Source organism: Burkholderia sp. 4M9327F10, from assembly GCF_005503145.1.
GTDB lineage: Bacteria > Pseudomonadota > Gammaproteobacteria > Burkholderiales > Burkholderiaceae > Paraburkholderia.
Map to the genome: position 1 here is coordinate 146,838 of NZ_SCNV01000006.1, position 23,466 is coordinate 170,303.

Sequence of the window (23,466 nt, forward strand, 5' to 3'; positions counted from 1 at the left end):
CGAACGTCTAGCCGCGCTTGCCCGCCAGGTAGTTCAGTGTTGCCCATTGTGCATGCCCCCCCGAGGCCGCTACCCAGTCGACAGATCGTCATCCAGCGCGGCAAGTCAAAAAATCTATCGATTGATAGTTTTTCAAATTATATCGATCGATAGGTATCATTGCAAGGAGGCTCATTGTCCGAGCGCACAGGAGAAAATTGATGCAAAAAAAGGACAAAGTCCTGTCCAAAGCCACCAGTACCCCGGCCGCCTCCGGGTCGGGCTATTCCAAGAGCGATGAAACCCGACGGAGGGTCTTGAGGGCTGCGCTGCAAGCATTTGGCGAGGATGGCTTCACGGCCGCTTCGACACGCAGGATTGCGCAGGCGTCTGACGTCACCTTGCCTGTGCTTCAGTATTACTTCGGCAACAAGGAGGGGCTCTACCGGGCATGCGCCGAAGCCATCGTCGAGCGTTACGCTGAGCACACGACCGGCCCGGCCGCCGCTGCGGCCGCAGCGCTTGTTGATGGCTGTGACGCCGAAACGGCGCGGGCTCACCTCAAGCAGGTGATCGCCGCGCTCCTCGCCGTCATTGCGGAGTCAAATCAGGCTGGCAACTGGACGCCGTTCGCGGCCCGAGAGGTCAGAGACCCAGGGGCGGCGTTCGAACTCCTATATGAGCGCCTATGGCAGCCTGGCATGCAACTCGTGATCCGGTTGCTTGCGTGCATCCGGGGCGTTCTGCCGACAGATCCCGCTGTGGGCGTACAGGCGCTAATGCTGCTCTCCAGCTTTTCCCCCTTCGGAAGCGGCCGCGCGACCACCATGCGCGTGCTCGGCTGGTCGGCTATCGGTCCAGAGGAACTCAAGACGATTCAGGGGGTGCTGGAGGCACAGATCGACGCGATGAACTGAGCGTGGTCCACGAACTATTGGAGCTAGACAACCTATGCGCATCCTGATCGTTGGAGCATCAAAAGGAACTGGGGCGCTCGCCGTCAAAGCGGCACTCGAGCGCGGACATGAAGTCACGGCGTTTGCCCGAAGCCCCGAAAGGCTCGAACTCAATCACCCAAAGCTCACGAAGGTAAGGGGAGACTTTCACAACAGCGAGGACATCGAGAGAGCCGTTCCCGGTCACGATGCAGTCATCCTGACCGCATCGCCAGGGTCCCTCGCGGGATCCAAAAAAGATCCCACGTTTTTCTCGCGAGGCACCAGGCTGGTTATCCGGGCCATGCAGGCCAGCAGGGTTCGACGACTGATTGTGCTGAGCGGGATCGGTGTGGGTGAAACCAGAAAGCTTTCTGGCTGGATCGCCGAGAAATTTGTCTTTGGCATGTTGCTCAAGGTTCCGTACGCAGACCTTGAGCAGCGAGAGCAGGACACTCGTGAAAGCGGGCTTGAGTGGGTGATCGCGCGCCCCGGGATGCTCACCAATGGTCCGGCGACTAAAAACTATGTCAGGCAGCAGGGACTTGAGCGAGTGTCGTGGTCCTGGTCCATATCGCGCGCGGACCTTGCTGAGTTCCTGGTCGAGGCGGCCGAGGTCGATACGTGGGTCGGGAGAGGTGTGCAACTAGGTGGATGAGTCGCAGATGCCTCCGTTTGAGCCGATCACGGCACAGGTGGGCGTTCTTGAGCTGAGCGGCCCACTTGAATGGCCGGCTTAGTCCGTCCTGAACAATCCGTAGAGCCTTGAGCAGTGGGGCCTCTGGATAGAAATCGTGTTGTTGGAATACCGGTCGGCACACATCGTCCGGCAGAGCGCGTTCGCACTCTACCGAACATTCGCCTGAAAAAACGTAAGCGCCATTTCATCGAACTGCTTGTGAAAGACTGCACGATCGAAACCGTTCCCATCTTCACAGAGTCCCGGCGCATCATTCTTCATTGCCGCGGAACATGGAGCAAGAAAGGCAAAATGCGCTGCGTTGGAAACAAGGTGAAATTCGGGTCTGTGAGGAAGCGTGTTGGCGAGTGCGGGAGCATTACGTGGCAGCACGCCATCGCCGCCGAATTGAGAAGCCCAAAGTTGAATCGGCGCTTTCACATTCTTCAGGCTCTCCGCAGTCGGGAACACATTGAGCGGGTCCGCCAGGACAAAGGCTTTGATCCGCGGGTCGTGAGTCAGCGGATCGGTGGGCACCTCCCGGCGTCGGAGCTGTTCGCAAACCGGTGCTTTCGGATCCGTGCATGGAACATCGGCATGAAGGAAATCCGGGGTGCCGCCGGCCAACACCAGGCCCGTGTAGCCGCCCCGCGAAAAGCCAAAAAAACCTATCCGTTGCGGGTCGATTCTGGCTGCGTCGGGCGCGGCGCTCAACATGTAATCGATAAGACGTTTTATGTCCGTCGGCCGCTCGACGAACTCAGACATCTCACCCGCCCGACTCATATCCGAGTATGTATCGCCAGGATGATTGATTGCCGCAACCACAAAACCCGCGTCGGCAAGCGTCTCGGCAAGATCATGGTGACCAAGGAAGGATCCCCCGTGGCCGTGTGAAATGACGACCAGCGGAAGCTTTTCGCCAACCGCCGGACAGTCGCGCTGCCCCTGCAGGACATACGGCCCGAAGGCTACCGCCTGGGCGGGCTCTGCGCACGGCGTCCACACCATCGCCCGTAGCGCCGGGCCGTCGGCATCAGCTGGAACCTGAACGAGCTTTATGCCCGCGGCGTGTGCGATTGTCGTCGACAGGCACAACACAACAGCCGATATAAACGTTTTCATGAGGTTCCGAAAGGTAATTTGTCTGTTGCCAATACCTGCTGAGGGTCCATTGGTGGTCCATTGGTCGCCCTGACAATCCGCGTTTTTTGTGCCGGCCGGATAGTTCATTCGACTTGCTCGCTACCTGATGGCAACGGGTCTTCCGGGCTTCGAATGCGTCCAGCCCGGTTTTCCCCAGCCCTGCGCATTCCGCAATCTGATTCCGCTGGCGTGCAGTGTCGTTTGCCAGACGCCCTTTAGCGGCGTGAGACTGTCCATGATTCGCAGCTCAACATTCCTCAATTCCAGTTCAGCTATCAAATCGTCCAGCACGTCCATCTGCGACGGGACAACAGGGGAATTCGAAACCCACATTCCTACGTCATCAATATCATCGAACTGCTCGACAGGCACGTGGTAACGATAGATGGCGCCACTAGCGAGACGGTCCAGCCAGGCGCGCTCAACATGAGCGATCGCGCGACGGTTCGCCGCTTCGCCGAACCATGCCGCTCGATCCTCTACCGTCGTGTACTGCGTGGGCCAGACGACAATCCGTGGGCAATCTCGGGGAAAGAGGTATAGAAACTCGTGTGCCTCATCCGTTGCCCAGACGAGCGGTCCATTCAACCATTCCTGCCCAACCGGACGATCGACCGCGACGCGAACCGGGCGCGGACGAAATATCGCTATATCCGGATCATCGCTAAAGTGAAAGAGGCGGGTTGTCATGCCGTATCGACGCGTCCGTAGAAACAAATATCGATTGAATTCTGCCAGACCAGCGTATTTCAGCGCCGGCCAGGCGTGAGTGTCGCAGAACGGGATCGTCAGCGTGCTGGCCGCATGCCACGGCCGCCCGAGCAGGCAAAAATTTCCGCACCGACAACACCGCTGCTGCCATGGCCGCGAGGCATATAGTCTCTCGCCTGGGTTATACCCGGAAACATTATGCGAAGCCCTTCAGGACGTGCTAAAAATAGTCGATATCCCGGAAGTACGACTGAAAGTCCGGTCCGGAGATTGGAGAATCCTACGCGGCCTGTCGCACGGAATCCCGAGGTGAAAGCATGGAAAAAAATGTGCTGGTCGCGGTAGCTGCCGCGCTTGTGTCTTTTGTGGGCGCGCTGCATCCCGAATCCTCCCGTGCCGCTGATGCCGCACCCTCGGCCTACGACGACTCGAACACCGACGCGTCTCTCGATCCCGGCGAAGAACGGGTCTCTGCCGATGGCGACAATCAGGCACGCCTGAAAGACCTGCGCTACGCGTATTTCATCGGCTACAACGCGCGCGCCAGGGAGGACTCGAAACCCTATGCCAACCTGGCTGACGAGGTGAAGCATCCGCAGAAGCCGCTTGCCGCGGAGGCCATGCCTGCCTCGCCCAAGCCGGTTGCCGAGCGGGTTGCGCCCCCGAGGCGGGTCGTAGCGCAAGCCGCGCCGCTTAGGCACGTAGCCGCGCCGGTCGCACCACCGAAGCCGGTACCCGCGCCGGCCACATCGCCAAGGCGAGTTGTTGCTGCGCGAGCCGTGCCGTCCAGGCAGGTCGTTGCACAGGCCGAGCCAGTGCCGCCGAAGCACGTTCCCGCGCAAGTCGCCCCGCTGCCGCAGAAACATGTCTACGCGCAAGTCGAGTCTGCGCCGCCGAGGCGGGTCGCTGCGCCGGTCGCGTCGTTGAAGCAGGCTTCGGCGCAGATCGCGCCGCCCAGACGGGCTGACATGCAACCTGCGGCTCTGAAGCAGGCCTCCACGCGGGCTGCGCCGTTGCAGCGGTTTGCCCCTGAGTCAGAACCGCCGATACTGATTCCGACGCAAACCGTGACTGCATTGCCGGACGACAAACCGGACAGCGACGGCGACGCGCAGAGCCGCGATTCGCAGAACGCTCAGCGGGCGGCGCCGCAGTCCCGGCAGCCCCAGCAATACGCGGCGGCGCCAGCCTATAACCAGGCGTCAACCGAGTCTCAGGAACAAGGCGGCTACTCCGCGCGGCAATACGCGCCACCTCCTCCGCCGCCTCGAGCCGTTCAGGCTAACCAGTACGCGCCTGCGCAGTATCCGCCCGCTCAGTACCAACGGGCTTATGCGCAGTCCGACTACGTACCTCGGCCGCCCGCTCAAGCCTCGGCGCAACAGGTCGTCATAGCGGGGCGCCCGCCTGCCTATCCGGCATATAACCAGATGTACACGCCGCCCGAACTGCGGCGGCCGTACCCTGCCGGCTACGGCAATTCCGTGCAGCCGACCGGGTATCAGGGATGGGAGTAGGCGCTCGCGCGCGCATGCCCCGCCGGGTGCGCTAACCTGCCCACGCAACGGGCCGCTACAAGCGGCCCGTTGCCATGATCGAAGCAGGATGCGTAATTTTCGGCGGCATGCCGTGGTTCAAGGATCCCGTGGTTCTGCGCGAGCCCGTGGTGCCGGACGGCTGGAAGTTCTTCACGGCCGACCGCTCAATCGGCGATCGGGGTCGCCCAGAACCCGTAGGACGCGGCGCGATTCGGGAACCGCCAGATTTAATACGGTTTCCGGGTCGCGGCCTCTGCACTCGCAAGCTTGAAGATCGCCACCGCGCCCTTCAGGGTGGTGGCCTGTTCTTCGAGCGACTGCGCCGCAGCCGCGGCCTCTTCGACGAGCGCCGCGTTCTGTTGCGTCACCTTGTCCATCTGGTTGACGGCAAGGTTGACCTGTTCGATGCCGCGGCCCTGCTCTTCCGATGCTGCTGCAATTTCCGCGACGATATCGGACACGTGCTTGATCGCGAGCTTGACCTGCCCCATCGTGTTGCCGACGTCCGCGGCCCGCTGCGCGCCGCCCTGAATCATCTCCACCGAAGAACCGATCAACTCCTTGATCTCCTTCGCGGCGGTGGCCGAACGCTGCGCTAGACTGCGGACCTCGCTCGCCACGACGGCAAAGCCTCGCCCCTGTTCGCCGGCGCGCGCCGCCTCCACCGCCGCATTCAGCGCAAGGATGTTCGTCTGGAATGCGATGCCTTCAATCACGCCGGTAATTTCGGATACCTTGTTCGAACTGTTGCTGATCTGGCCGATGGTCTGCACCATGCCCAGCACGGCCTCGTTGCCCGCGTCGGCCATGCCCGAGGCGCGCGTGGCGAGTTCGCTGGCGCGCCGCGCGTTGTCCGTGTTCTGCTTTACGGTCTCGGTCAGCTGAGTCATGCTGGCCGCCGTTTCTTCGAGTGAACTGGCCTGCTGTTCCGTGCGCGATGACAGATCGAAGTTGCCGGCCGCGATTTCACCCGACGCCGTGGCTATGCCGTCCGTACCCATTCTCACGTGCCCGACGAGTTTCGACAGGCTCTGGTTCATGGCCTTCAGGCTCAGCATCAACTGACCGGTTTCATCTGTCGACGAGGTTTCGATACGCGTCGTCAGATCGCCCTCGGCCACGCGCGTAGCGAGCACCACGGCCTGCTTCAGCGGACGCGAGACAATACGGGCCAGCCAGTTGCCCGCCAGAATGGCGGCCAGCACCGCGATCAGCGACGAAATCACGATGGTCGTGTATATCCGTGCGCGCAGAGAATCCAGTTCCTGCCGGGTTTGCGCCATTCGGCTACGTTCGTAGGCGTCGAGCTTGTCGACCGCCGCGATCAGCTTCTCCGTGCCGAGGTACGAGCCGAAGCCCTCGGTCATCTCCGACAGGTCGCTCACGCTGACCGCGAAGTCATCGACCTTCTTTCGCATATCGACGAGCGGATTCACGACGGTGTGCAACCACGTGTCGTATTGCTGCCGGGCGTCGGCGGCCAGCGCCGCGCCTTCGGCCGTGCCGTCGATCGACTGCAAGGCGGTGATACGGGTACCGAAGTCGCCGCCGTGCTTGACGATCCATTCCTTGTGTCCGGGCTTGCCGTTCAGGTTATTGGCCAGCACCGCCCAGACGATGTTGAGATAGTCCGCCGTGCCGTCTTTCAACTGCAGCAGCACGTCTTCGGATGCTGCGATTTCCTTCTGCTTCTGATCGATTTCCCGGATGCTGGAAACGCAGACGCCCGCGCTGATCGCAAAGGCAACAATTACGCCGGTGAATGCGACACCGATCTTTCCCGCGATGGTCAAGTTCTGAATGGTCTTCATAGTCGTCGTCGTGATGGCGTGAGCGAACAGCCCACTAAAGGTGTCAACGGCCGAGATTATGGTATGCCATATTATTGTTAACCCTGATCCGACACAAAATTTCGGATAAAGCTGCTTATCACCCCTGTCTCACGGCCCGTCTCATAGCCCGTCTCATAGCCCGTCTCATAGCCCTCCTCACAGCCCTTCGCCGAGAAAAGTCGTCAGTGCCGCCTTGATTTCGCCTGCGATAGACTCCTGCCGCTGACGCACCATCCGCTCGATAGGCGCCGCGACACTCACTGCGGCCACCGGCCGCCCCTGACGGTCGCGCACAGCCACCCCCACTGCCAGCGCGCCCTTGGCGGCGTGGTTGCCGATCACCGACCAGCCTCGCTCCCGCGTTGCATTCGTCAGAAGCCGCAGTCGTTCGGCGTCCATGCCGCCGTAGCTGGATAGCGCACCGTCGAGTTGCGCGATGATTGCTTCGATCTCCTCGACGGGCAACGCGGCCAGCAGCGCCAGGCCGCCAGCGCCGACGCCGAGCGGTTGCCGCGTGCCAACCTGCACCGCCAGGATCTGTATGGGGTAGGTGCCCACCTGGCGGGCAATACAGGACGAAAGACAGCCTTCCCTGACCACCGCGAAGGCGGCATCGCCACTCATGGCGCTGACCTGGCGCAACACTGGTTCGAGTCGCGCCGCGATGCCTGACTGACTCAGCATGCGTTCGTCGCGCCACCTTTCCACTTTTTTCCCGGCCACGTACCTGAACCGCCCGCTCGGCTCGACATAGCCCTCGTGGATAAGTGTCTCGAGTATCCGGTACACCGTGGCGCGCTCCAGTCCGCAGCGACGGCACAGATCGATGATCCGCACGCCTTCGCCGCTCGCTCCCAGAACCGCTTCAAGCACGTCCAGGCCGCGCCGCAAGGTGCGCGAACCGGCATTGTCGAGATCTTTCGAATCGTCCGGCGAACGGACGGAAGCAGAGACGGTGCGGCTTCGCATGAATGGCTAAGGTCACTGAAGAGGATGCCAAGTATGGCAGACGATATGATCCAAAAACATGGTGCCTTACGGGGAAATTTGACGAACATGCCACGCCCCCATGCCTGTGGCACAGGGAAAATACCGATGCCTTCCTGTGAATCGATTCCATGAAAACGTCCGCGCTATGAACGTTTTGATTTTCCGTTCATGCGGGGAGTAGACAGAATTGAACCCAATCAAAGACGTGTATCGGAGGACTCCCGGCACCATGTATCCCATCGACTTTTTTTGGCGCGCCACGCAACGATGGCCCTCCCGTATTGCAATCGACGCACCGGAAGGCACGCTGCGTTACGACGAACTAGGCGAGCAGGTTGCAGCGCTTGCTGCTGCGCTTCAGGGTATGGATTCCGCGCCGCAAAGCCGGGTCGCAATCTGCGCGGCCAACAGCACAGAGCACCTGATTGCTTTGCTGGCCGTACTCGCCAGCGGAAAGATCTGGGTGCCGCTTAATCCACGCAGCACGCAAACGGAAATCCAGCGGATTCTCGACACCACACAGCCGACTATCGTCGTCGTGGATGCGAAGTACGCAGAGCTGGTGGCGGGTGCCTCTGCACTGCGCATTTACTGCCATGGCGACGGCAGCGCGAGCCATCCGGTACACGTCGATGAGGACGGCTTTCGCCCCCGCTTGCGCGAGGTCATCAAGGCCCACACGGGCGCACGCCCCGCCCCGTTCGATCTGCCGGACACGGCTACGCAGGCGATCAAATTCACGGGAGGCACGACAGGCATTCCAAAGGGTGTGATGCAGCCGTATCGCGCATGGATGGCGAACGTGGCCAATCAGATCCAGACGTGGCAATTCAGCGAGCACGACCGCTATATCGTCGGCGCGCCGATCACCCACGGCACTTCGACGTATATCCTGCCGGTCCTGGCTCAAGGCGGCTGTCATGTGATTCTCGCGGACTCCGGCGCGCAAGCCGTGCACACCGCCTTCCGCGAACGTGCCGGAACCGTCTGCTTCATGCCGCCCACGCTGATCTATATGCTGATGGCGCTGCCCGGCGTGTCGCGCGACGACTTTCCACAGCTTCGACGCCTGATCTACGGGGGCGCACCGATGCCCCCCGAAAAAATCAGGCGCGTTCTGGCGTTCTTCGGGCCGGTGCTGGGCACCACGTATGGCCAAACTGAAGCGCCCCAGATACTGACTGTGATGCGCCCCGAAGATTTTGCCGACCCGGCGCGCTGGGCATCGGTCGGCGCCACCGCATGGTTCAGCGACGTGGCCATCATGGCCCCCGACGGACGTCTGCTGCCTACCGGGGAAATCGGCGAAGTGGTGGCCCGCGGCGATCTGCTGATGACGGGTTACTGGAACCTGCCGGAGAAAACCGCGGAAACGATGGTGGACGGCTGGCTGCACACCGGCGATCGCGGCTATATCGACGAGGCGGGCTATCTCTATCTGAAGGACCGGATCCGCGACCTCGTGATCACCGGTGGCTTCAACGTCTATCCGATCGATGTCGAAAACGCCCTGGCGCAGCATCCCGCGGTGCATGAATGCGCGGTGTTCGGCATGCCCGACGAGAAGTGGGGCGAAGCGGTGCAGGCGGCGGTCCAGTTACGCGCGGGCATGTTTGTGACCGAGGCCGAACTGGCCGCTTTCGTGCGCGAGAAACTCGGTCCCGTCCACACGCCCAAGCAGATTCACTTCTACGACAACCTGCCCCGCTCGCCGGTCGGCAAAGTGCTGAAAACCGTCGTCCGCGACACGCTGTTGTCGAACCGCCCTGTACAAACCGCTGCATGAAGCATGTTGAAGCATGCAATGAGGAATGCCATGACATCCGCGAAGCAGTCCGATCGCCGGCCGCCTACCACGCGGCTTTGCGCCCACACCCTGACCTCGCTCCACTACGGCGATGCCAATCTGGTCGACGACCTGCTCGGCAAAAAGACCTTCACCGAAGTGCTTTTGATGCAGATTCTCGGCCGCGCCGTACACGCGGTGGACGTGCGCATCGTCGATGCCGTGCTGATCGTACTGATGGAGCATGGCCTGACGCCAAGTTCGATCGCGACACGTCTCGTTTATATGAGCGCCCCTGAAAACCTCCAGGGCGCGGTCGCCTCGGGTTTGCTCGCGGTGGGCAGCCAGTTCGTCGGCACGATGGAGAATTGCTCGCGCCTGCTCGATCATCTGCTGCAGGCGCCGGCCCCCTACCAGGAAGCACTGGCTATTGCGCGCGAGCATAAGCAAAACCGCAAGGCCATCCCTGGCTTTGGTCATCATCTGCACAAACCCGTCGATCCGCGCGCCTATAAGCTGCTCGAACTGGGCAAGGCCGAGCCCGAATTGCCGGGACGCCATATTGCCATGCTCGAGCAGTTTTCCTCCGCGGTGGACGAGGTCTTTGGCCGCCCCATCACGATCAATGCCACCGGAGCCGTGGCCGCGTTGCTCGGCGAGGTGGGCGTACCTACCGACGTGATGCGCGGCTTCGCCGTCATTTCCCGGGCGGCTGGTCTTGTCTCGCACATTAGCGAAGAACTGGAGTCGCCCTCCGGACGCTTTATCTGGGAGACGGTCGAGGAGGCGATTCCAACCGTCTCGCGGGCCAACGAATAGCTTTGACCGAACTTGTTCAACCGATATTCCAGACGTTAGCGCGACAAAAAAACCAACCCGAGGACGGGGAGACACATGATGAGTTCAACAGCAGTAGCAGTGGGCGACGACCGGGTCGATCGCGAACGGACGATGGCGAAGGTTTCTTTGCGCATCTTGCCGTTCGTCTGTATGTGCTTTCTGGTGAGCTATATCGACCGGACCAACGTGAGCTTTGCCGCGCTCACGATGAATCGCGATCTGGGCATTTCGCCCACGCTGTTTGGTTGGATTGTCGGCGCCTTCTTCATTGGCTATTGCCTGTCCGAGATTCCCAGCAATCTGGCGCTGCAGAAGTTCGGCGCACGCAGATGGATTGCCCGCATCATGATTACGTGGGGCATCATGACAGCGGTATGCTCCCTCGCCCGCACGCCTACCCAGCTCATGGTCGCGCGCTTCCTGCTGGGCGTCGCCGAAGGCGGCTTCGCACCCGGCATTTTCATTTACCTCAGCTACTGGTTCCCGGCCCGTTGGCGGGCCAAGGCGGTCGCCACCTTCCTGCTGGGCGTGCCGCTTGCCGCAGTGATCGGGGGGCCGCTGTCGAGCGCGATTCTTTCGCTGAACGGTATCGGCGGCATGAAACAGTGGCAGTGGCTATTCCTGCTGGAAGGCATTCCGGCGGTGCTGCTCGGCGCCGTGTGTCTGTTCACGCTGCTCGACTCCCCGAAAAAAGCGGACTGGCTCAGCGACGATGAAAAAAGATGGATCGAGACGGAGTTGCAGCGCGAGCGCGCGGCCATCGAGGCGGCTGGCCACCTGTCGTTGCGCCAGTCGCTCACAGACGCCCGGGTGCTCGTGCTCTCGTTGACGTATCTGACGGGTCTGATCGGGTTGAACGGCGTGTACTACTGGATGCCGCAGATTGTGAAATCGCTCGGTCTGAACGACGTGACCGTGGGACTAGTCTGCGCCGTGCCGAATCTGCTCGGCGCCATAGCAATGGTGCTGTGGGCGCGCAGTTCCGACCGCACCGGCAAGCGGGTTTGGCACGTCACAGCGACGTGCCTGCTCGGCGCAGCCGCGATGGCGCTCAGCAGCCTTGCCCACAACGGTGTGCTCGTCATGCTCGGCCTGAGCGTTGCGCTGATCGGCGCGTTCGGCTTTCTCGCTACCTTCTGGGCACTGCCGCAGACGTTCCTGACAGGCCGTGCGGCGGCGGGTGGTTTCGGCCTGATCCTGTCGGTCGGCAATTCGGCGGGCTTCTTCGGCCCCTATCTTGTCGGCTGGATCAGGCAGACCACGCCGGGCTACAGTGGCTCGCTGCTGTGGCTCTCCGGCTTCCTGCTGGTCACCGCGATTCTCACTCAGATCTTCGGCGCCAGTGTGCGAAAGCGGCGCGCAGCCGTGCCGGCGTAACGGGTCCCGCTAGCCCCTCCCGCGGAGAAAGCCTCACCCTCGACACTAAAAACCGACACCGCCTCAAGCAGCGCCTGCGCCTGCTGCGCGAGCGCCTGTGCCGCGGCCGACGCCTGCTCAACCAGAGCGGCGTTCTGCTGCGTCACTTCATCCATCTGCGTAATGGCCGTATTGACCTGCCCGATGCCGGTACTCTGCTCGTCCGAGGCCGCCGCGAGTTCGTTCATGATGTCGGTCGTGCGCCCCGCAGAGGTCACGATTTCGTCCATCGTCCGGCCGGCGTTTTCAACCAGCTTCGAACCGGTATCGATCCGGGTCACCGACTCGGTAATCAGATCCTTGATTTCCTTGGCGGCGGTCGCGCTTCGCTGGGCGAGCGTGCGGACCTCGCCCGCCACCACGGCGAATCCTCGTCCCTGTTCGCCGGCGCGGGCCGCCTCGACCGCCGCATTGAGCGCCAGGATGTTGGTCTGGAAGGCGATCCCCTCAATCACGCTAATGATCTCCGCGACCCGCGCCGAGCTTTCTGCAATCTCGTGCATGGTCGCGACAACGTGGCCGATCTCCTCGCCGCCGCGCTTTGCGACGCCTGATCCCGTGCTGGCCAGCTGGCTTGCCTGCTTGGCGTTGTCCGCGTTCTGGCGCACGGCGCTGGTCAGTTGCTCCATGCTCGACGCCGTTTCTTCCAGAGAAGCGGCCTGTTCTTCCGTTCGCTGCGACAGATCGGTGTTGCCCTGGGCAATCTCGCTTGCGGCAACCGAAATAGATTCGCTCGAGCTTTTGATGCCGCGCACGATCGTCGTCAACTGCTCTTTCATGGCGGCGAGCGAATGCATCAGGCTGGCGTTGTCGCCCGCCTTCAATGGCACGGTGACGCGCAGATTGCCGGCTGCGATGGCACTGGCCAAGGCCGCGGCTTCGCGAGGCTCGCCACCGAGCTGCCTCGCGAACCCGCGGGCGATGAAGAGCGCCACGGCCAGCGCGACAGCGGCGGCCGCGACAATCAGGCCGACCACCAGCGCGATCGCACTGTGATAAGCCAGCGCGGCGGCCTTGCCTTCCGTGGCCGAACCTTGTTCATTGATGGCGACAATCTTGTCGATGTCTTTCGCCACAGCATCCCGAACCGTTCCGGACTGCCCTGTCAGGATGCTCATGGCTTGCTGCAGGTTGCCTGCTTTCGCCGCCGCCCGGACCTGCTGATCGAGGTCCATGTACTGGGGCATCAGGACCTGGATGTCCGCGAAGGCCGTCTTTTCCTCGGGCTCGGAGATCAGCTTTTCGTATTCCGCGCTGGCGCTGCGGAACGCCTCGATGCGTGGCTCCATCCTCGAATCCACCGCCAGTACTTCGGCCGCCTTGTCGCTGGACGCCATGCGGAATTCGGAGAGGCGGATCTGGTTCAGGGCGTTTTGCATCCGCAGGCTGCTGCTGACGCTGGCCGACCATTTATCGCGGAGCACCCTGACATGAGCATTTTCGGCGCTGACCTCGTAGAGCGAAAACACACCCAGTCCAACCAGCAGGAGAGTGACGAGCGCAAAGCCTGAAATGAGTTGCGTCACCACTCTCATGTTCTTAAGAAACGGCACGATATTTTCCTCGTTTGCTGTGACTGAACCGGGTGCCGGCCTGACCGCCCTGCACTGCGCCATTGACGCCCGTGTCACCATTGACCTGGTTAATCTATCCAGGTGTTAACGGCCGTTTTAAGAAAACATTTAGATTCAAACGAGGGGATCTGCGGTAGCACGATCCATTCAACGCCTTACCGCGTGCGCCTGTCCATTGCGGCTATCACGTCTGGGAACGCTGGCGCCGGAAGTGGTGCGCCAGACTACGAATGCCATTTTCACGCCGTACGGCCCGCGCGCCGAATATCCGTGCGATCGATGCTTCGATGCCGAGGACAGGTCTTTAGCAAAGACCAGGCTAGAACTCGTACGAAACAATTCAGCAAGTACGACCGGCGAAAAATATCGCTCCATGATGTCCACTCCAGTGCTACGGCAAAATAGCCGTTGCTATTGACGGTAGCGGGCACGATGGCGGTTTTCGTTACGTACCGGTTACGCTGGATTACCCCGCGCCATGCATGCCGATGCCGGCGTTTTAACGCGTAAAGGCTCCGCGCAGCACTCCGCAGGGGCATCGAGCTCTTTTCCGTGCTGGGGAAACCGGTTCTTCCAAGCGTTCCTCTTCCTTACATACCCTCCAGCGTCGTAAAACACGGCAACTTCTCGGGGGATTGCCTGAACTATAAATTCAGTTCCTGTCCGCGAGTCTTCATGTCATGGCCACTCAAATACTTGTCGTAGATGACGACGTCGACCTTCGCCAGCTGGTGCGCACCTATCTGGCCGGTCTGGGTATCGAGGTCTCGCTGCTGCACGACGCTGACTTGCTCGAGGAGTTGCTTGAGCACGAGCGCCCGGATCTGATCGTGCTCGATCTGATGCTGCCGGGTGTGGACGGTCTGACGGCGCTGAAGAACCTGCGCGCCGCCGGCAACGACACGCCGGTGATCATCTTGACCGCGCGCACTGGCGAAGCAGATCGCATCATCGGACTCGAACTGGGTGCGGACGACTACCTGGGCAAGCCATTCAATCCGCGCGAACTGCTGGCGCGCGTGCAAGCCGTGCTACGGCGCCGTCACTCGCTGCCGACGACGCCCATCGCGGAGTCGCAAAGCGACGTCTTCACGTTCGGCCGCTTTACGCTGGATTTTCAGTCACGCACGTTGAATCTGGACGACCGCTCGCTCACACTGCCCCCAGGCGAGTTCGCTCTGCTGATGATTTTCGTCAATCATCCGATGCACACGCTGAGCCGCGAGTGCCTGCTCGAACTGCTGCACGGCCTGCAATACGACGGCACGGACCGGGGTATCGACGTGCAGGTCTGGCGTCTGCGCCGCATCCTTGAAACCAATCCCTCCGCCCCGCGCTTTATTCAAACCGTGCGCGGCCGCGGCTATGTATTTGTGCCCGATGGTGAACAACATGCATCGGACCATTGACTCGCTGTTTGGACGGCTGGCATTGCTGGTCGTCGTGGTGCTGCTGCTGTCGCATTTCGCCTGGTATGCGCTGTTCCGCATGGAAGGCGGCCAGATGCAAACCCACTATGTCGTTGAAGAGGCGGCGTTTCTCGTCGATGCGGTGCGCCAGCACATCGCCCACACACCTGCCCTGCCCTTGCCCTCGCGGGTGCGCATCGTCGATCTGGCGAGCGCCCACCTGCCGCCTCTGCCGGCACATACGGATACCCCCTTGAGCCGCTTTCTCGATGACGTGCGCGAGCGGATGCCGCCAGGCACCCAGGTGCGCGTCGGCAAGCTGGGCAAGATGCCGGGGCTGTGGGTCCACGAGCCCGCCGACCCACATTGGATCGTGGTGCCGCTCCAGCCATTGGGGATGCCTCACACGCTCGAGAACACGTTGACATGGCTCATTGCCATCTTCATGTCTGCGGTAATGGCTGCGCTCTTTGCTGCATGGCAATTGCAGCAGCCGTTGCGTTCTCTGGCAGGTGCGGTGGCGCGCTTTGGGCGCGGCCAGATGGTGCCGCCGGTGCCGGAGCGCGGGCCTCGCGAACTACGCCAGCTGACCCGTGGCTTCAACCAGATGGTCGAGGAAGTAGCGCGCACAGAAAACGACCGCGCGGTGATGCTCGCGGGTGTCGCGCACGATCTGAAGACGCCGCTGGCGCGGTTACGGTTGCGCGCCGAGATGATGGACGAGGCCTGCGTGCGCGAGGACGTGGTACGCGCCGTCGATTCGATGACGGATATCGTCGAGCAGTTTCTGGCCTTTGGCCACGACAGCACCGATTGCACCGATTGCAGCGATTGCAGCGATTGCAGCGATTGCAGCGATTGCAGCGATTGCAGCGATTGCAGCGATTGCAGCGATTGCAGCGATTGCAGCGAAACCGGCGAAGCGGAGATAATCCAGTCACCTCGTCTCATGTAGGTGACTGGATCTCTGCGGTCTTCAGGCCGCTTTTCAGGCCGCTTGCCCGTTCGTCCTGTTAGAACTTGTGGCGGATGCCAAAGCTGAGCATTTCCTGCGAACTGGTTCCTGCTACGCCATACGAACCGATGGAAGCCTCGGCGCTGCTCACGGTGCCGTCCGCGTTCAACTGATCTCCACTGGCGTGTTGCCATGCCCCGACCAGATACACGTCGGTGCGCTTCGACAGGTTGTAGTCTGCGCCCAGCGAAATCTGGTTATACGATGCACCCGTGTCGCCGCTCGCCCTCGTGTAGCTGTAGCCCAGCCCCAGCAACAATGCCGGTGTCGCCTGGTAATTCAGGAAGGCCTGTCCGGTGTTGTACTTTTCCGTATCCGCGAAAGCCGATTGGGCGTCAGCCTTGTATTGCGAGTTGCTGTAGCTCAGACCGAATGTGTATGGACCGGCAACATACTGGGCAGCCACGCGAGCGATGTTAATCGACTTGGCCGTATCGTAGCCGGAGTTGACCGGGCCATCGAACGTACCGTCCGATGTCGACGACCAGCCGGTTCGTTCGGTGCTGGACTCCGAGTTGTCTGCCACGAAGTAGCCGGCGGAGACAGCGAGCGGGCCGTTGTTGTACGCGGCAGCCAGCGACCACGTCTGACCCGAGCCGCCCGCACCTGCCACGCCACCCAGTGCATAAAGGCCTTCGACCTGCAGACCGCTGAATACCGGTGACACGTATTTCAGCGCATTGTTGGTGCGCGAGCTGTTGTCGTAGTTGTCTACGTCGCCCGCGGTCGCGAACGTGCTGCCGAAGTAGTTATCTTCGGTAATGCCCTGAACCAGGTCCACGAGCGGATCGTACTGGCGGCCGGCGGTAAACGTGCCGTAGCGGTCGCTCTGCAGACCGACATACGCCTGGCGGCCGAATTCCGAGGTAGTGCCGTTATAGCTGCCCATCTTGCCGTTGTTCACGTTGAAGCCGTCTTCCAGCTGGAAAATGGCTTTCAGTCCGTCGCCCAGATCCTCCGAGCCCTTCAGTCCCCAGCGGCTGCCCGACAGGTTGCCGGAATAGAGTCCCACCTGATTGCTGCCGGTCGGCGTTGCGTTATGGGTGTACTGGATCGATTCATCGATTACCCCGTACAAGGTAATACTGTTTTGAGCGTAAGCGACCTTGACGGCAGCAACCAGCAGCGCCAGAGTCACAACGGACTTTTTCATTTCAGGTTCTCCGAGGATAAGCTTGGATAACGCTGTGCACGACGCAGCCGGATTGGCTCGAACATCGGGATTCTTTTCGACGTACACAACACGTTGCCGTTTGATATCCGCACTGCTGGTTAGCCAGCGTTCAGCGGACCTCGTCATTAGCGCATACCGCCTTTCGCAAAGCGTTGGCAATGAGCCACAACGGACTTACCCTTCCTTTCGTGGTCCGAAACTAGTAATCCGGGACATATGGCGCGACAAAAAAATCGCATGGCCGCAGTCAAGCGCCGTACCTTGCAATTCTAATAACACGTAAACAGTCAGAAACTTCTTTAGCGGCAATCTGAACTATGCTGGTCTCTCAAAGATCAATGTATAAAGACCCTCACAGAGGCATGCAAAGAAGGTGGGCCGAGGAGAAACGGAGGCTATCGCGAGCGTCAGGCGCGCGGGCTTCGCACCAGGAACCAGCTTCCCATATTTAGAGGTATTGCTATGTACCAGAGTTTGTCGATTGAACCCTTACAGGAATTCGGACACGGCGCTTTGCGCTTTGTGATCGGAAATAGTGCCGCTCTGCTCGACGCCAAGGAAATTGATAGCCTCATCGCTCAACTGGGCCAGATTCGCGCGCGCATGCAGCCAGTCCCGTCGCCACAACCGGAGCAGTCGAGGAGCTACTCGCTCGAGGTCGACCCGTGCTGGCATGTCGACCGAAGCCCGCTGTTTGACGGTGTCGTCCTTCTGTTGAGACACGCCGGCTATGGATGGATCGCGTATTCGCTGCCGCCGCAGAGCATGGCCAGACTGAACGGTGCATTGACCATGCAACCGCCCACGCAGTTTGCAATGAGCCCCGTGGTAAATTGACTTCACATTCCGCCTGCCCCGTTCGACGGTATCAAAGCCGGCAGTTCATTGACGAGAGTTCAGGCGCGGCATAACCGGACAGATGGAGCATCGTTATCGGCACGGTGCTCCATCGGTCCTGGTTGATCCTGGCCGCGCCTACTCGTAGTCGCTAAAGCGCGAATCCTGCGGTGTCGAGGACGGCAGCGGTGTATAACCCGGAACGCTGGCCTTGAACTGATTGAGCAGGCCGTTGTCGATTCTGGAAAATCCCTTGAGCTGCAGTTGCATCAACACGCGCGTGCCGCTCGCCGGCTGGCCGGTCGTATCGTCTTCTTCGCTGTACTTCTGTACGGCCACGCTGATCGACCAGCACTGCGCGTCATATTGAACGCCGAGCAAGCCAGAGATCAGCCGGTGCGTGAGCATGTCGTAGTTGACCCGGCCGACGCTTGAGAGGTTGCGCGTCAGAGGCCACTGGGTCGACAGAATGAACTGGTTTTCCGGCTCGTCGTCAATCGTGGTGTTGTCGCGAATGTAGCGATACCCCACATTGAGGATCTCCCGCTCCGCGGGCTTCCATGTGAAACCCACCGTGGCGTCGTCAATGCGATCGTATTCTTCATCGTACTGTGCCGATTGCTCTGCCGAGAAACCACGCCCTATCTTGTAAGAGGCCCCAACGGTCACGGCGGCGCCGCGCAGATCGGTCTCGGGTTCGTCCGGCACCAGCGTAACCTGCGGATTGGTGAAATAGTATTCCTGGGCAATCGTGAAGCGTGCCCGCTCATCACCGCTCGCTGGATCGATAAACCGTGTTGTCAGCCCGCTCGTCAGGCGATTCAGATCGGCGACGCGATCGCCGCCCACAAAGGTGTTTGACGTAAAAATCTCGGCAAGGCCAAAGTCCGCCTGGGCAGTATCGAAGATCGGCGCGAACGTCTGGTTGCGATACGGTGTGTAGACGTAGTAAAGGCGTGGCTCCAGCGTCTGGATATAGCTATTGCCGAAGAGGTTGACGCTTCGCTCAAAGATCAGCCCGGAATCGAGACTCAGCGTCGGGACGTTATAGCTGAACGTCTTGGGCTGGCCAGACGGCGCCGTGCTGCCGATTGAAGACAGATCGTAGCTGGCAAAATGCCATTGCAGCTTCGGCGTGAAGAACCAGTCCGGATGCACGATCGAGTAGCTGAGATACGGGTCGAATACGATGCGGCTGCCCTGCGTGGAATCCGCGGTCGAAATGGTAAAGCGCGTCGCGTCGGCCTCGGCGCCAAAATCAAAGCCGGCGATATTGTATTTCGCGTACTTGACATCGATTTCCGGCTCGCGGTTGTAGGAAGGACTGGTCGTGAACGATTGCCAGTGCTGGTCCCGGAACAGCACCGACCACGGCCCGCTGTTGTAGGTCACGCCGGCTTCCTGCTGGAACTCCGTTGTCGAAGTCAACGGGACGGCACTGCCCTCCGCGAGGTCGGTGGTCACCTCCGAATCCGATACCCGGTTGTAGTTGACGTACACCCCAAAGCCGTTCCCCAGATTCTGGTTGTGCACGAAGGTGATCGCGTAGCGGTTGGTCCTGGTAATCGCATCGTCCGGCAGGTAAGAGGCCGTTAGGAAACCGGAATAACTTGATGAGAGATAGCGAAAGTTCTCGGACAGCATTTCGCCACGCTTGGACAGGATGCGCGGCGTAAGGGTCAAGTCGTAGTTCGGCGCCAGATTGAAATAATAGGGAACCTCGATATCCACGCCATTCGTCGAGCTGACCGAGAAAGTTGGCGGAAGCAGACCGCTTCGTCGCTGGTCGTCGAGTGGAAACGACATCCAGGGACTGGCGAAGATAGGTACACCCTGAAAGAAGATCACGCCGTTGTGCGCGACCCCTGTATCAGTGCCATTGTCCATATCGAACCGTGTGGCCTTGACGTACCAGGCAGGATCGTCGGCGCACTGGCATGCCGTATAGGTGCCGCGATGCACGACCGACTGGTCGTTGTCGACGATGTCGATACGCTGGGCGTGGCCCGACCCGCCCGTCATGGTGAAGCGGTATTTCGGCGTCACCATGTAACCTTGCGAAGCATCGATCGTCAGATGCGCTTCGGGACCGATAAATACATCGCCGTTCTTGACGACGTGCACGTTCCCATACGCATCGGCCACGTCGGTATCTGCGTCGTAGTAAACGGCATCGCCCTTCATCAGGGTAGTGCCCACGCGCAGTTCGCCATGCCCCTTTAGCGCGATACCGCTGTCCGACACGGCGTAGCTCGCATCGGCTATGCCGAAGATGACCGCCGAGTCGCCGGAACGCAAGAGATGCTCTTCGAGCTGCGGCGCAAGACGCAGTCCCCAGGGGCCGTCAAGCGATTGCGCTTGTGCGGCGGCCCCAGTGAGCTGGGCCTGGGCGTAAGAACCGGTAAGGCTGGCTACGGCTGCGGCAATCGCTGCGAGGCGCGGCGCACGCACGATCCAGACCCTGGACGCATGGCGCAAGCAGCTTCGCAGTAAGCGTGCCGACGCGCCGGGCGGTATGCGCAGTTTAAAAATCCACTTCCTGCTATCAGACAATGACTCTGGTTTCCGTCAAGCGTTGAGCCATCGTATACGTGCGGGATTCTCGGCGGGTCTGCACTGACCTTGAGCCGCTACAGGCGCGAGACACGTAGCACCTTCGCATGAAGGCGCGCCCAACCATCGAACGCATGCACGCGTGCTCCTCACGAGACGTGGTGCGACGCTCTGCGTAAGCAGTCACGGTAACGTGAGCGCGCATTACTCGTGTTACGGCTTCGCTACGGTTCCTTATCTGCCAGGCGGATGCGTTACAAATGGGCCTTTGCCGCGAACTAGTCGTCGAATGACTTGAGGACGTCCATCGAGACAATTTCGACCTTGCCGTAACGCAAAGCGAGAGCGCCCTTCGATGCCATCTCCTTGAGTTCGAGGGCAAGGGTCTGACGCGAAATTCCAAGCATCATCGCAAGCGTGTCTTGTGAAACCTGAATGTCCGACCGGTTGCCGGCGGCCAGGGTGGCGTCGCCGTGCGCGAGGCGCACGAGACGACGGGCAATCCTCGCGCGCGTGGAATGCAGCGTGGCGTCTTCAAGCATCTGGTAGAGAAGGCCCGTATGTTGAGCCAGCAGTTCGGCAATCAATTTCGCAAATGCGGCGCTCTGCATGCACGCGTGGAACGCTTCGAGCGGAAGCTTCAGAACTTGCGCGGTCTCGAGCGCAATGACGTCGTGGGCATACGGCCAGCCTGTAATGGCGGACATCTCGCCGAACCAGTTGCCGGGCTCCAGAATGGACAGAATGGCTTCCTTGCCGTCGCTGCGCACGTTCGACGCTTTTAAGCGACCGTCGACGATTCCGTAAAAGCCATCTGCCGGATCGCCGCGCCGGAACAGTGATTCGTCAACGTTAATACGAACCAGCGTGCTGTTCGCAGCAAGGTTGCTTTGTTCCGCAGGCGGCAGCGAGGAAAACCAGGGGCTGCCGGAGATCGTTTCAACTACGGAAGCGCTCAATCCCATAGCCGGGCCTGCATCAGAAATTGTCTGGGAAGACGTGAAAATTCATGTTGAAATGCAAGAAATCTTACGGACTGGCGATCATGCGTGATCGTACCATGTCGTTATTCCGCAAGACCGGCACGACATGGAACAGGTTGTGACCGCACTGCTTGATGGCATTGAAGACTCCAGCATGTCCACGGACATGCATGATGCAGCATCGAAGTCCACGGAGTCGGGTCGAACGCGGTAGCGCATTCTTCTTATGATTCAGATCAGGAGTCCTATATGAATACCACGCATCAGATGGGCAACCCCACCCAACGTATGACGATCGGCGACTTCCTGCTTCGCCGTCTTGAGGAAGCCGGCATCCGGCATCTATTCGGCGTTCCAGGCGACTACAACCTCGCGCTCCTGCAACAGCTCCACGATGGCGGCACGCTGGAATGGGTTGGCAATACCGGTGAGCTGGTCTCCTCCTACGCGGCGGACGGCTACGCCCGGCTCAATGGCCTGGGCGCACTGCTCGTCACGAATGCGGTCGGCTCCCTGAGCGCGATCAACGGCGTAGCCGGCTCCTATGCCGAGCACGTGCCGACCATCTGCATCTGCGGTTCGATCCCGCTGCGCTCCGTCGATCGCGGCCTCGGGATGCACCACACCATGGCTGACGGAAACTTCGATCACTTCCTTCGCGCCTACGCGCCGGTGACCGCGGCGCAGGCGAGGATCACGCCGCGCAATGCGGTGGTCGAGATCGACCGGCTGATTCTCACTGCCTGGCGGGAGAAGCTGCCGGTGTACATGGAGCTGCCGTCCGATATCACCTATCTCGAGATCGAGGTGCCGTCGGCTCCGCTCGTCCTGGCCGAGCCGCCCTGCGATCCGGAACGGCTGCGCTCGAGCATCGACGCGATTGCGCAACGACTGTCTGCCGCTACTTCGCCCGCGATCCTCGTGGATGCGGACGCGGCCCGGTTCGGCGTCGCCGCCGACCTCATGGAACTGGCCCGGAAGATGCAAGCTCCGTTGGCTGTGATCAACGCGGCCAAGAGCGTGATCGACGAATCGTTCCCGCATTACATTGGCATCTACGCCGGCAGAGGCAGCGAGCCGGGGGTGCGTGAGGTGATCGAGAGCAGTGACTGCCTGCTCGCCATCGGCTACCGGCCGATCGAGGTGACCACGGGCGATTTCACGGCCACGCTGCCGGCCGGCACTATCCATGCGCGGGGGCACGCTGTGGACATCGGTGACGACAACTATCAGGCCGTAACGCTCAAGGAAGTGCTGCGCGGCGTGATCGAAACGGTCCCGCAGGTCACGACCCGCCCTGCGCAGCCTGTTGCAGCACTGGCAACGGCGCGGGAATCAGCACCGGCAACAGCGCCGGGCGCGCGAGCCGACGGTTCCGCCACGTTGACCCAGGCTGCCTACTGGCAGGCGATCCAGGACTACCTGCGCCCCGGTGACGTCATATATGTCGACAATGGCACGTCATTTTCCATTCTCGGTCTGAAGCTCCCGCCGGGCTGCACCTTTATCGGGTCGATCAACTGGGGGTCCATCGGCTATTCGGTCGGCGCCCTCCTCGGTGCGCTGACCGCGGCGCCGGAGCGTCGCCATGTGCTGCTGATCGGCGATGGCTCCTTCCAGGTCACGGCGCAGGAACTGTCGACCATCTTGCGACACGATCACAAGCCGGCCATCCTGCTGATCAACAACGGGGGATACACGATCGAGCGCGGCTATATCGGCAAGAACGAGCCGTATAACGACGTCGCCAACTGGTCCTATGCAGACCTGCCGAAAGTACTCCATCCGGGGGCCCCGGTGCGATCGTACGTGGTGAAAACGTGCGGGGATCTGCAAGAAGCGCTTGCCGCGCCGAATGACAGGCTGCTCTTCGTCGAGTCGATCATGGACCCGTGCGACGCTCCTGCCGCCATCACCCGAAGCAGCAATCTTGGGGCGGAACTCGACTACGGCCCCCGCGGACCGCAGCACCGCGAAAACCTGCAGCTCCGGCCCGGTGCAATGTAAATAAAGGTGGATTGTTCAGGCGCCGTTCGAAACTCGCCCCGTTGCGCGTTCGCGCAGCGGGG

Annotated in this window: 17 protein-coding genes and 1 pseudogene; 10 read left to right on the forward strand and 8 right to left on the reverse strand. The window is 61.0% G+C overall.

All coding sequences use genetic code 11. The annotated features are described in order from the left end of the window. Positions 1–200 precede the first annotated feature (200 nt). Positions 201–896 carry a CerR family C-terminal domain-containing protein gene (locus FFS45_RS08985; RefSeq protein ID WP_137954276.1) on the forward strand — a complete coding sequence of 232 codons (696 nt, stop codon included), beginning with the start codon at positions 201–203 and terminating at the stop codon, positions 894–896. Positions 897–930: 34 nt separating this feature from the next. Continuing rightward, positions 931–1,572 carry an NAD(P)H-binding protein gene (locus FFS45_RS08990; protein ID WP_137954277.1) on the forward strand — a complete coding sequence of 214 codons (642 nt, stop codon included), beginning with the start codon at positions 931–933 and terminating at the stop codon, positions 1,570–1,572. A gap of 189 nt (positions 1,573–1,761) precedes the next feature. Here FFS45_RS08990 and FFS45_RS08995 read toward each other — a convergent pair whose 3' ends face one another. Beyond that, on the reverse strand, positions 1,762–2,718 hold the full coding sequence (locus FFS45_RS08995) for an alpha/beta fold hydrolase (protein WP_137954355.1): 957 nt from the start codon (positions 2,716–2,718) through the stop codon (positions 1,762–1,764). Positions 2,719–2,838: 120 nt separating this feature from the next. Beyond that, positions 2,839–3,429, reverse strand: a complete 591-nt coding sequence (locus FFS45_RS09000; RefSeq protein WP_137954278.1) for a DUF6886 family protein — start codon at positions 3,427–3,429, stop codon at positions 2,839–2,841. Positions 3,430–3,767: 338 nt separating this feature from the next. Here FFS45_RS09000 and FFS45_RS09005 point away from each other — a divergent pair, with 338 nt between their 5' ends. Next, on the forward strand, positions 3,768–4,967 hold the full coding sequence (locus FFS45_RS09005) for a hypothetical protein (protein ID WP_137954279.1): 1,200 nt from the start codon (positions 3,768–3,770) through the stop codon (positions 4,965–4,967). 248 nt (positions 4,968–5,215) lie between these two features. On the opposite strand, the gene FFS45_RS42725 is transcribed toward FFS45_RS09005, so the two are convergent. After that, positions 5,216–6,799 carry a methyl-accepting chemotaxis protein gene (locus FFS45_RS42725; protein ID WP_137954280.1) on the reverse strand — a complete coding sequence of 528 codons (1,584 nt, stop codon included), beginning with the start codon at positions 6,797–6,799 and terminating at the stop codon, positions 5,216–5,218. A gap of 177 nt (positions 6,800–6,976) precedes the next feature. Then, complete coding sequence (locus tag FFS45_RS09015) at positions 6,977–7,789, reverse strand: IclR family transcriptional regulator C-terminal domain-containing protein (RefSeq protein WP_137954281.1); 813 nt, start codon at positions 7,787–7,789, stop codon at positions 6,977–6,979. 250 nt (positions 7,790–8,039) lie between these two features. On the opposite strand from FFS45_RS09015, the gene FFS45_RS09020 reads away from it, so the two are divergent. From FFS45_RS09020 to FFS45_RS09030, 3 genes are all read left to right on the forward strand, one after another. Next, entirely contained in the window at positions 8,040–9,596 is a 1,557-nt protein-coding gene (locus tag FFS45_RS09020; protein ID WP_137954282.1) for an AMP-binding protein, read from the forward strand. A 30-nt stretch (positions 9,597–9,626) separates the two neighbouring features. Then, complete coding sequence (locus FFS45_RS09025) at positions 9,627–10,415, forward strand: citryl-CoA lyase (RefSeq protein WP_137954283.1); 789 nt, start codon at positions 9,627–9,629, stop codon at positions 10,413–10,415. Between the two features lie 75 nt (positions 10,416–10,490). Further along, entirely contained in the window at positions 10,491–11,813 is a 1,323-nt protein-coding gene (locus FFS45_RS09030; RefSeq protein ID WP_249362729.1) for an MFS transporter, read from the forward strand. Here FFS45_RS09030 and FFS45_RS42730 read toward each other — a convergent pair. Beyond that, complete coding sequence (locus FFS45_RS42730) at positions 11,762–13,405, reverse strand: methyl-accepting chemotaxis protein (protein ID WP_137954284.1); 1,644 nt, start codon at positions 13,403–13,405, stop codon at positions 11,762–11,764. The two genes, FFS45_RS09030 and FFS45_RS42730, sit on opposite strands and share 52 nt — an antisense overlap. A gap of 701 nt (positions 13,406–14,106) precedes the next feature. Between FFS45_RS42730 and FFS45_RS09040 the strand changes: the two genes are divergently transcribed. Then, positions 14,107–14,835 carry a response regulator gene (locus tag FFS45_RS09040; protein WP_137954285.1) on the forward strand — a complete coding sequence of 243 codons (729 nt, stop codon included), beginning with the start codon at positions 14,107–14,109 and terminating at the stop codon, positions 14,833–14,835. After that, a pseudogene (locus FFS45_RS09045) lies at positions 14,819–15,658 on the forward strand (HAMP domain-containing protein); the annotation flags it as partial. The gene FFS45_RS09040 and the pseudogene FFS45_RS09045, both read left to right, overlap by 17 nt. 190 nt (positions 15,659–15,848) lie before the next feature. Here FFS45_RS09045 and FFS45_RS09050 read toward each other — a convergent pair. Further along, positions 15,849–17,003 (reverse strand): porin, encoded by a 1,155-nt coding sequence (locus tag FFS45_RS09050; RefSeq protein WP_137954287.1) that lies wholly within the window; start codon positions 17,001–17,003, stop codon positions 15,849–15,851. A gap of 483 nt (positions 17,004–17,486) precedes the next feature. Between FFS45_RS09050 and FFS45_RS09055 the strand changes: the two genes are divergently transcribed. Next, the gene (locus tag FFS45_RS09055) at positions 17,487–17,861 is read left to right on the forward strand and encodes a hypothetical protein (protein ID WP_249362730.1); all 375 of its coding nucleotides are present in this window, start codon (positions 17,487–17,489) and stop codon (positions 17,859–17,861) included. A gap of 138 nt (positions 17,862–17,999) precedes the next feature. Here the strand turns inward: FFS45_RS09055 and FFS45_RS09060 are convergent, their stop codons facing one another. Continuing rightward, positions 18,000–20,312, reverse strand: a complete 2,313-nt coding sequence (locus FFS45_RS09060) for an LPS-assembly protein LptD (protein ID WP_249362731.1) — start codon at positions 20,310–20,312, stop codon at positions 18,000–18,002. Positions 20,313–20,692: 380 nt separating this feature from the next. Continuing rightward, positions 20,693–21,379, reverse strand: a complete 687-nt coding sequence (locus tag FFS45_RS09065; RefSeq protein ID WP_137954288.1) for a Crp/Fnr family transcriptional regulator — start codon at positions 21,377–21,379, stop codon at positions 20,693–20,695. 285 nt (positions 21,380–21,664) lie between these two features. Here FFS45_RS09065 and FFS45_RS09070 point away from each other — a divergent pair, with 285 nt between their 5' ends. Then, positions 21,665–23,404: a thiamine pyrophosphate-binding protein gene (locus FFS45_RS09070; RefSeq protein ID WP_171029612.1), complete on the forward strand. Its 1,740-nt coding sequence runs from the start codon at positions 21,665–21,667 to the stop codon at positions 23,402–23,404. The last annotated feature ends 62 nt before the right edge of the window (positions 23,405–23,466 follow it).

What these genes read in the sequence shown, in the direction of transcription:
- FFS45_RS42725 (WP_137954280.1), bottom strand. Translation starts at nt 6,799, where the DNA reads ATGAAGACCATTCAGAACTTGACCATCGCGGGAAAGATCGGTGTCGCA.
- FFS45_RS09015 (WP_137954281.1), bottom strand. Translation starts at nt 7,789, where the DNA reads ATGCGAAGCCGCACCGTCTCTGCTTCCGTCCGTTCGCCGGACGATTCG.
- FFS45_RS09040 (WP_137954285.1), top strand. Translation starts at nt 14,107, where the DNA reads ATGGCCACTCAAATACTTGTCGTAGATGACGACGTCGACCTTCGCCAG.
- FFS45_RS09025 (WP_137954283.1), top strand. Translation starts at nt 9,627, where the DNA reads ATGACATCCGCGAAGCAGTCCGATCGCCGGCCGCCTACCACGCGGCTT.
- FFS45_RS09005 (WP_137954279.1), top strand. Translation starts at nt 3,768, where the DNA reads ATGGAAAAAAATGTGCTGGTCGCGGTAGCTGCCGCGCTTGTGTCTTTT.
- FFS45_RS08990 (WP_137954277.1), top strand. Translation starts at nt 931, where the DNA reads ATGCGCATCCTGATCGTTGGAGCATCAAAAGGAACTGGGGCGCTCGCC.
- FFS45_RS09050 (WP_137954287.1), bottom strand. Translation starts at nt 17,003, where the DNA reads ATGAAAAAGTCCGTTGTGACTCTGGCGCTGCTGGTTGCTGCCGTCAAG.
- FFS45_RS09020 (WP_137954282.1), top strand. Translation starts at nt 8,040, where the DNA reads ATGTATCCCATCGACTTTTTTTGGCGCGCCACGCAACGATGGCCCTCC.
- FFS45_RS09030 (WP_249362729.1), top strand. Translation starts at nt 10,491, where the DNA reads ATGATGAGTTCAACAGCAGTAGCAGTGGGCGACGACCGGGTCGATCGC.
- FFS45_RS09065 (WP_137954288.1), bottom strand. Translation starts at nt 21,379, where the DNA reads ATGGGATTGAGCGCTTCCGTAGTTGAAACGATCTCCGGCAGCCCCTGG.
- FFS45_RS09000 (WP_137954278.1), bottom strand. Translation starts at nt 3,429, where the DNA reads ATGACAACCCGCCTCTTTCACTTTAGCGATGATCCGGATATAGCGATA.
- FFS45_RS09055 (WP_249362730.1), top strand. Translation starts at nt 17,487, where the DNA reads ATGTACCAGAGTTTGTCGATTGAACCCTTACAGGAATTCGGACACGGC.
- FFS45_RS08995 (WP_137954355.1), bottom strand. Translation starts at nt 2,718, where the DNA reads ATGAAAACGTTTATATCGGCTGTTGTGTTGTGCCTGTCGACGACAATC.
- FFS45_RS09070 (WP_171029612.1), top strand. Translation starts at nt 21,665, where the DNA reads ATGGGCAACCCCACCCAACGTATGACGATCGGCGACTTCCTGCTTCGC.
- FFS45_RS08985 (WP_137954276.1), top strand. Translation starts at nt 201, where the DNA reads ATGCAAAAAAAGGACAAAGTCCTGTCCAAAGCCACCAGTACCCCGGCC.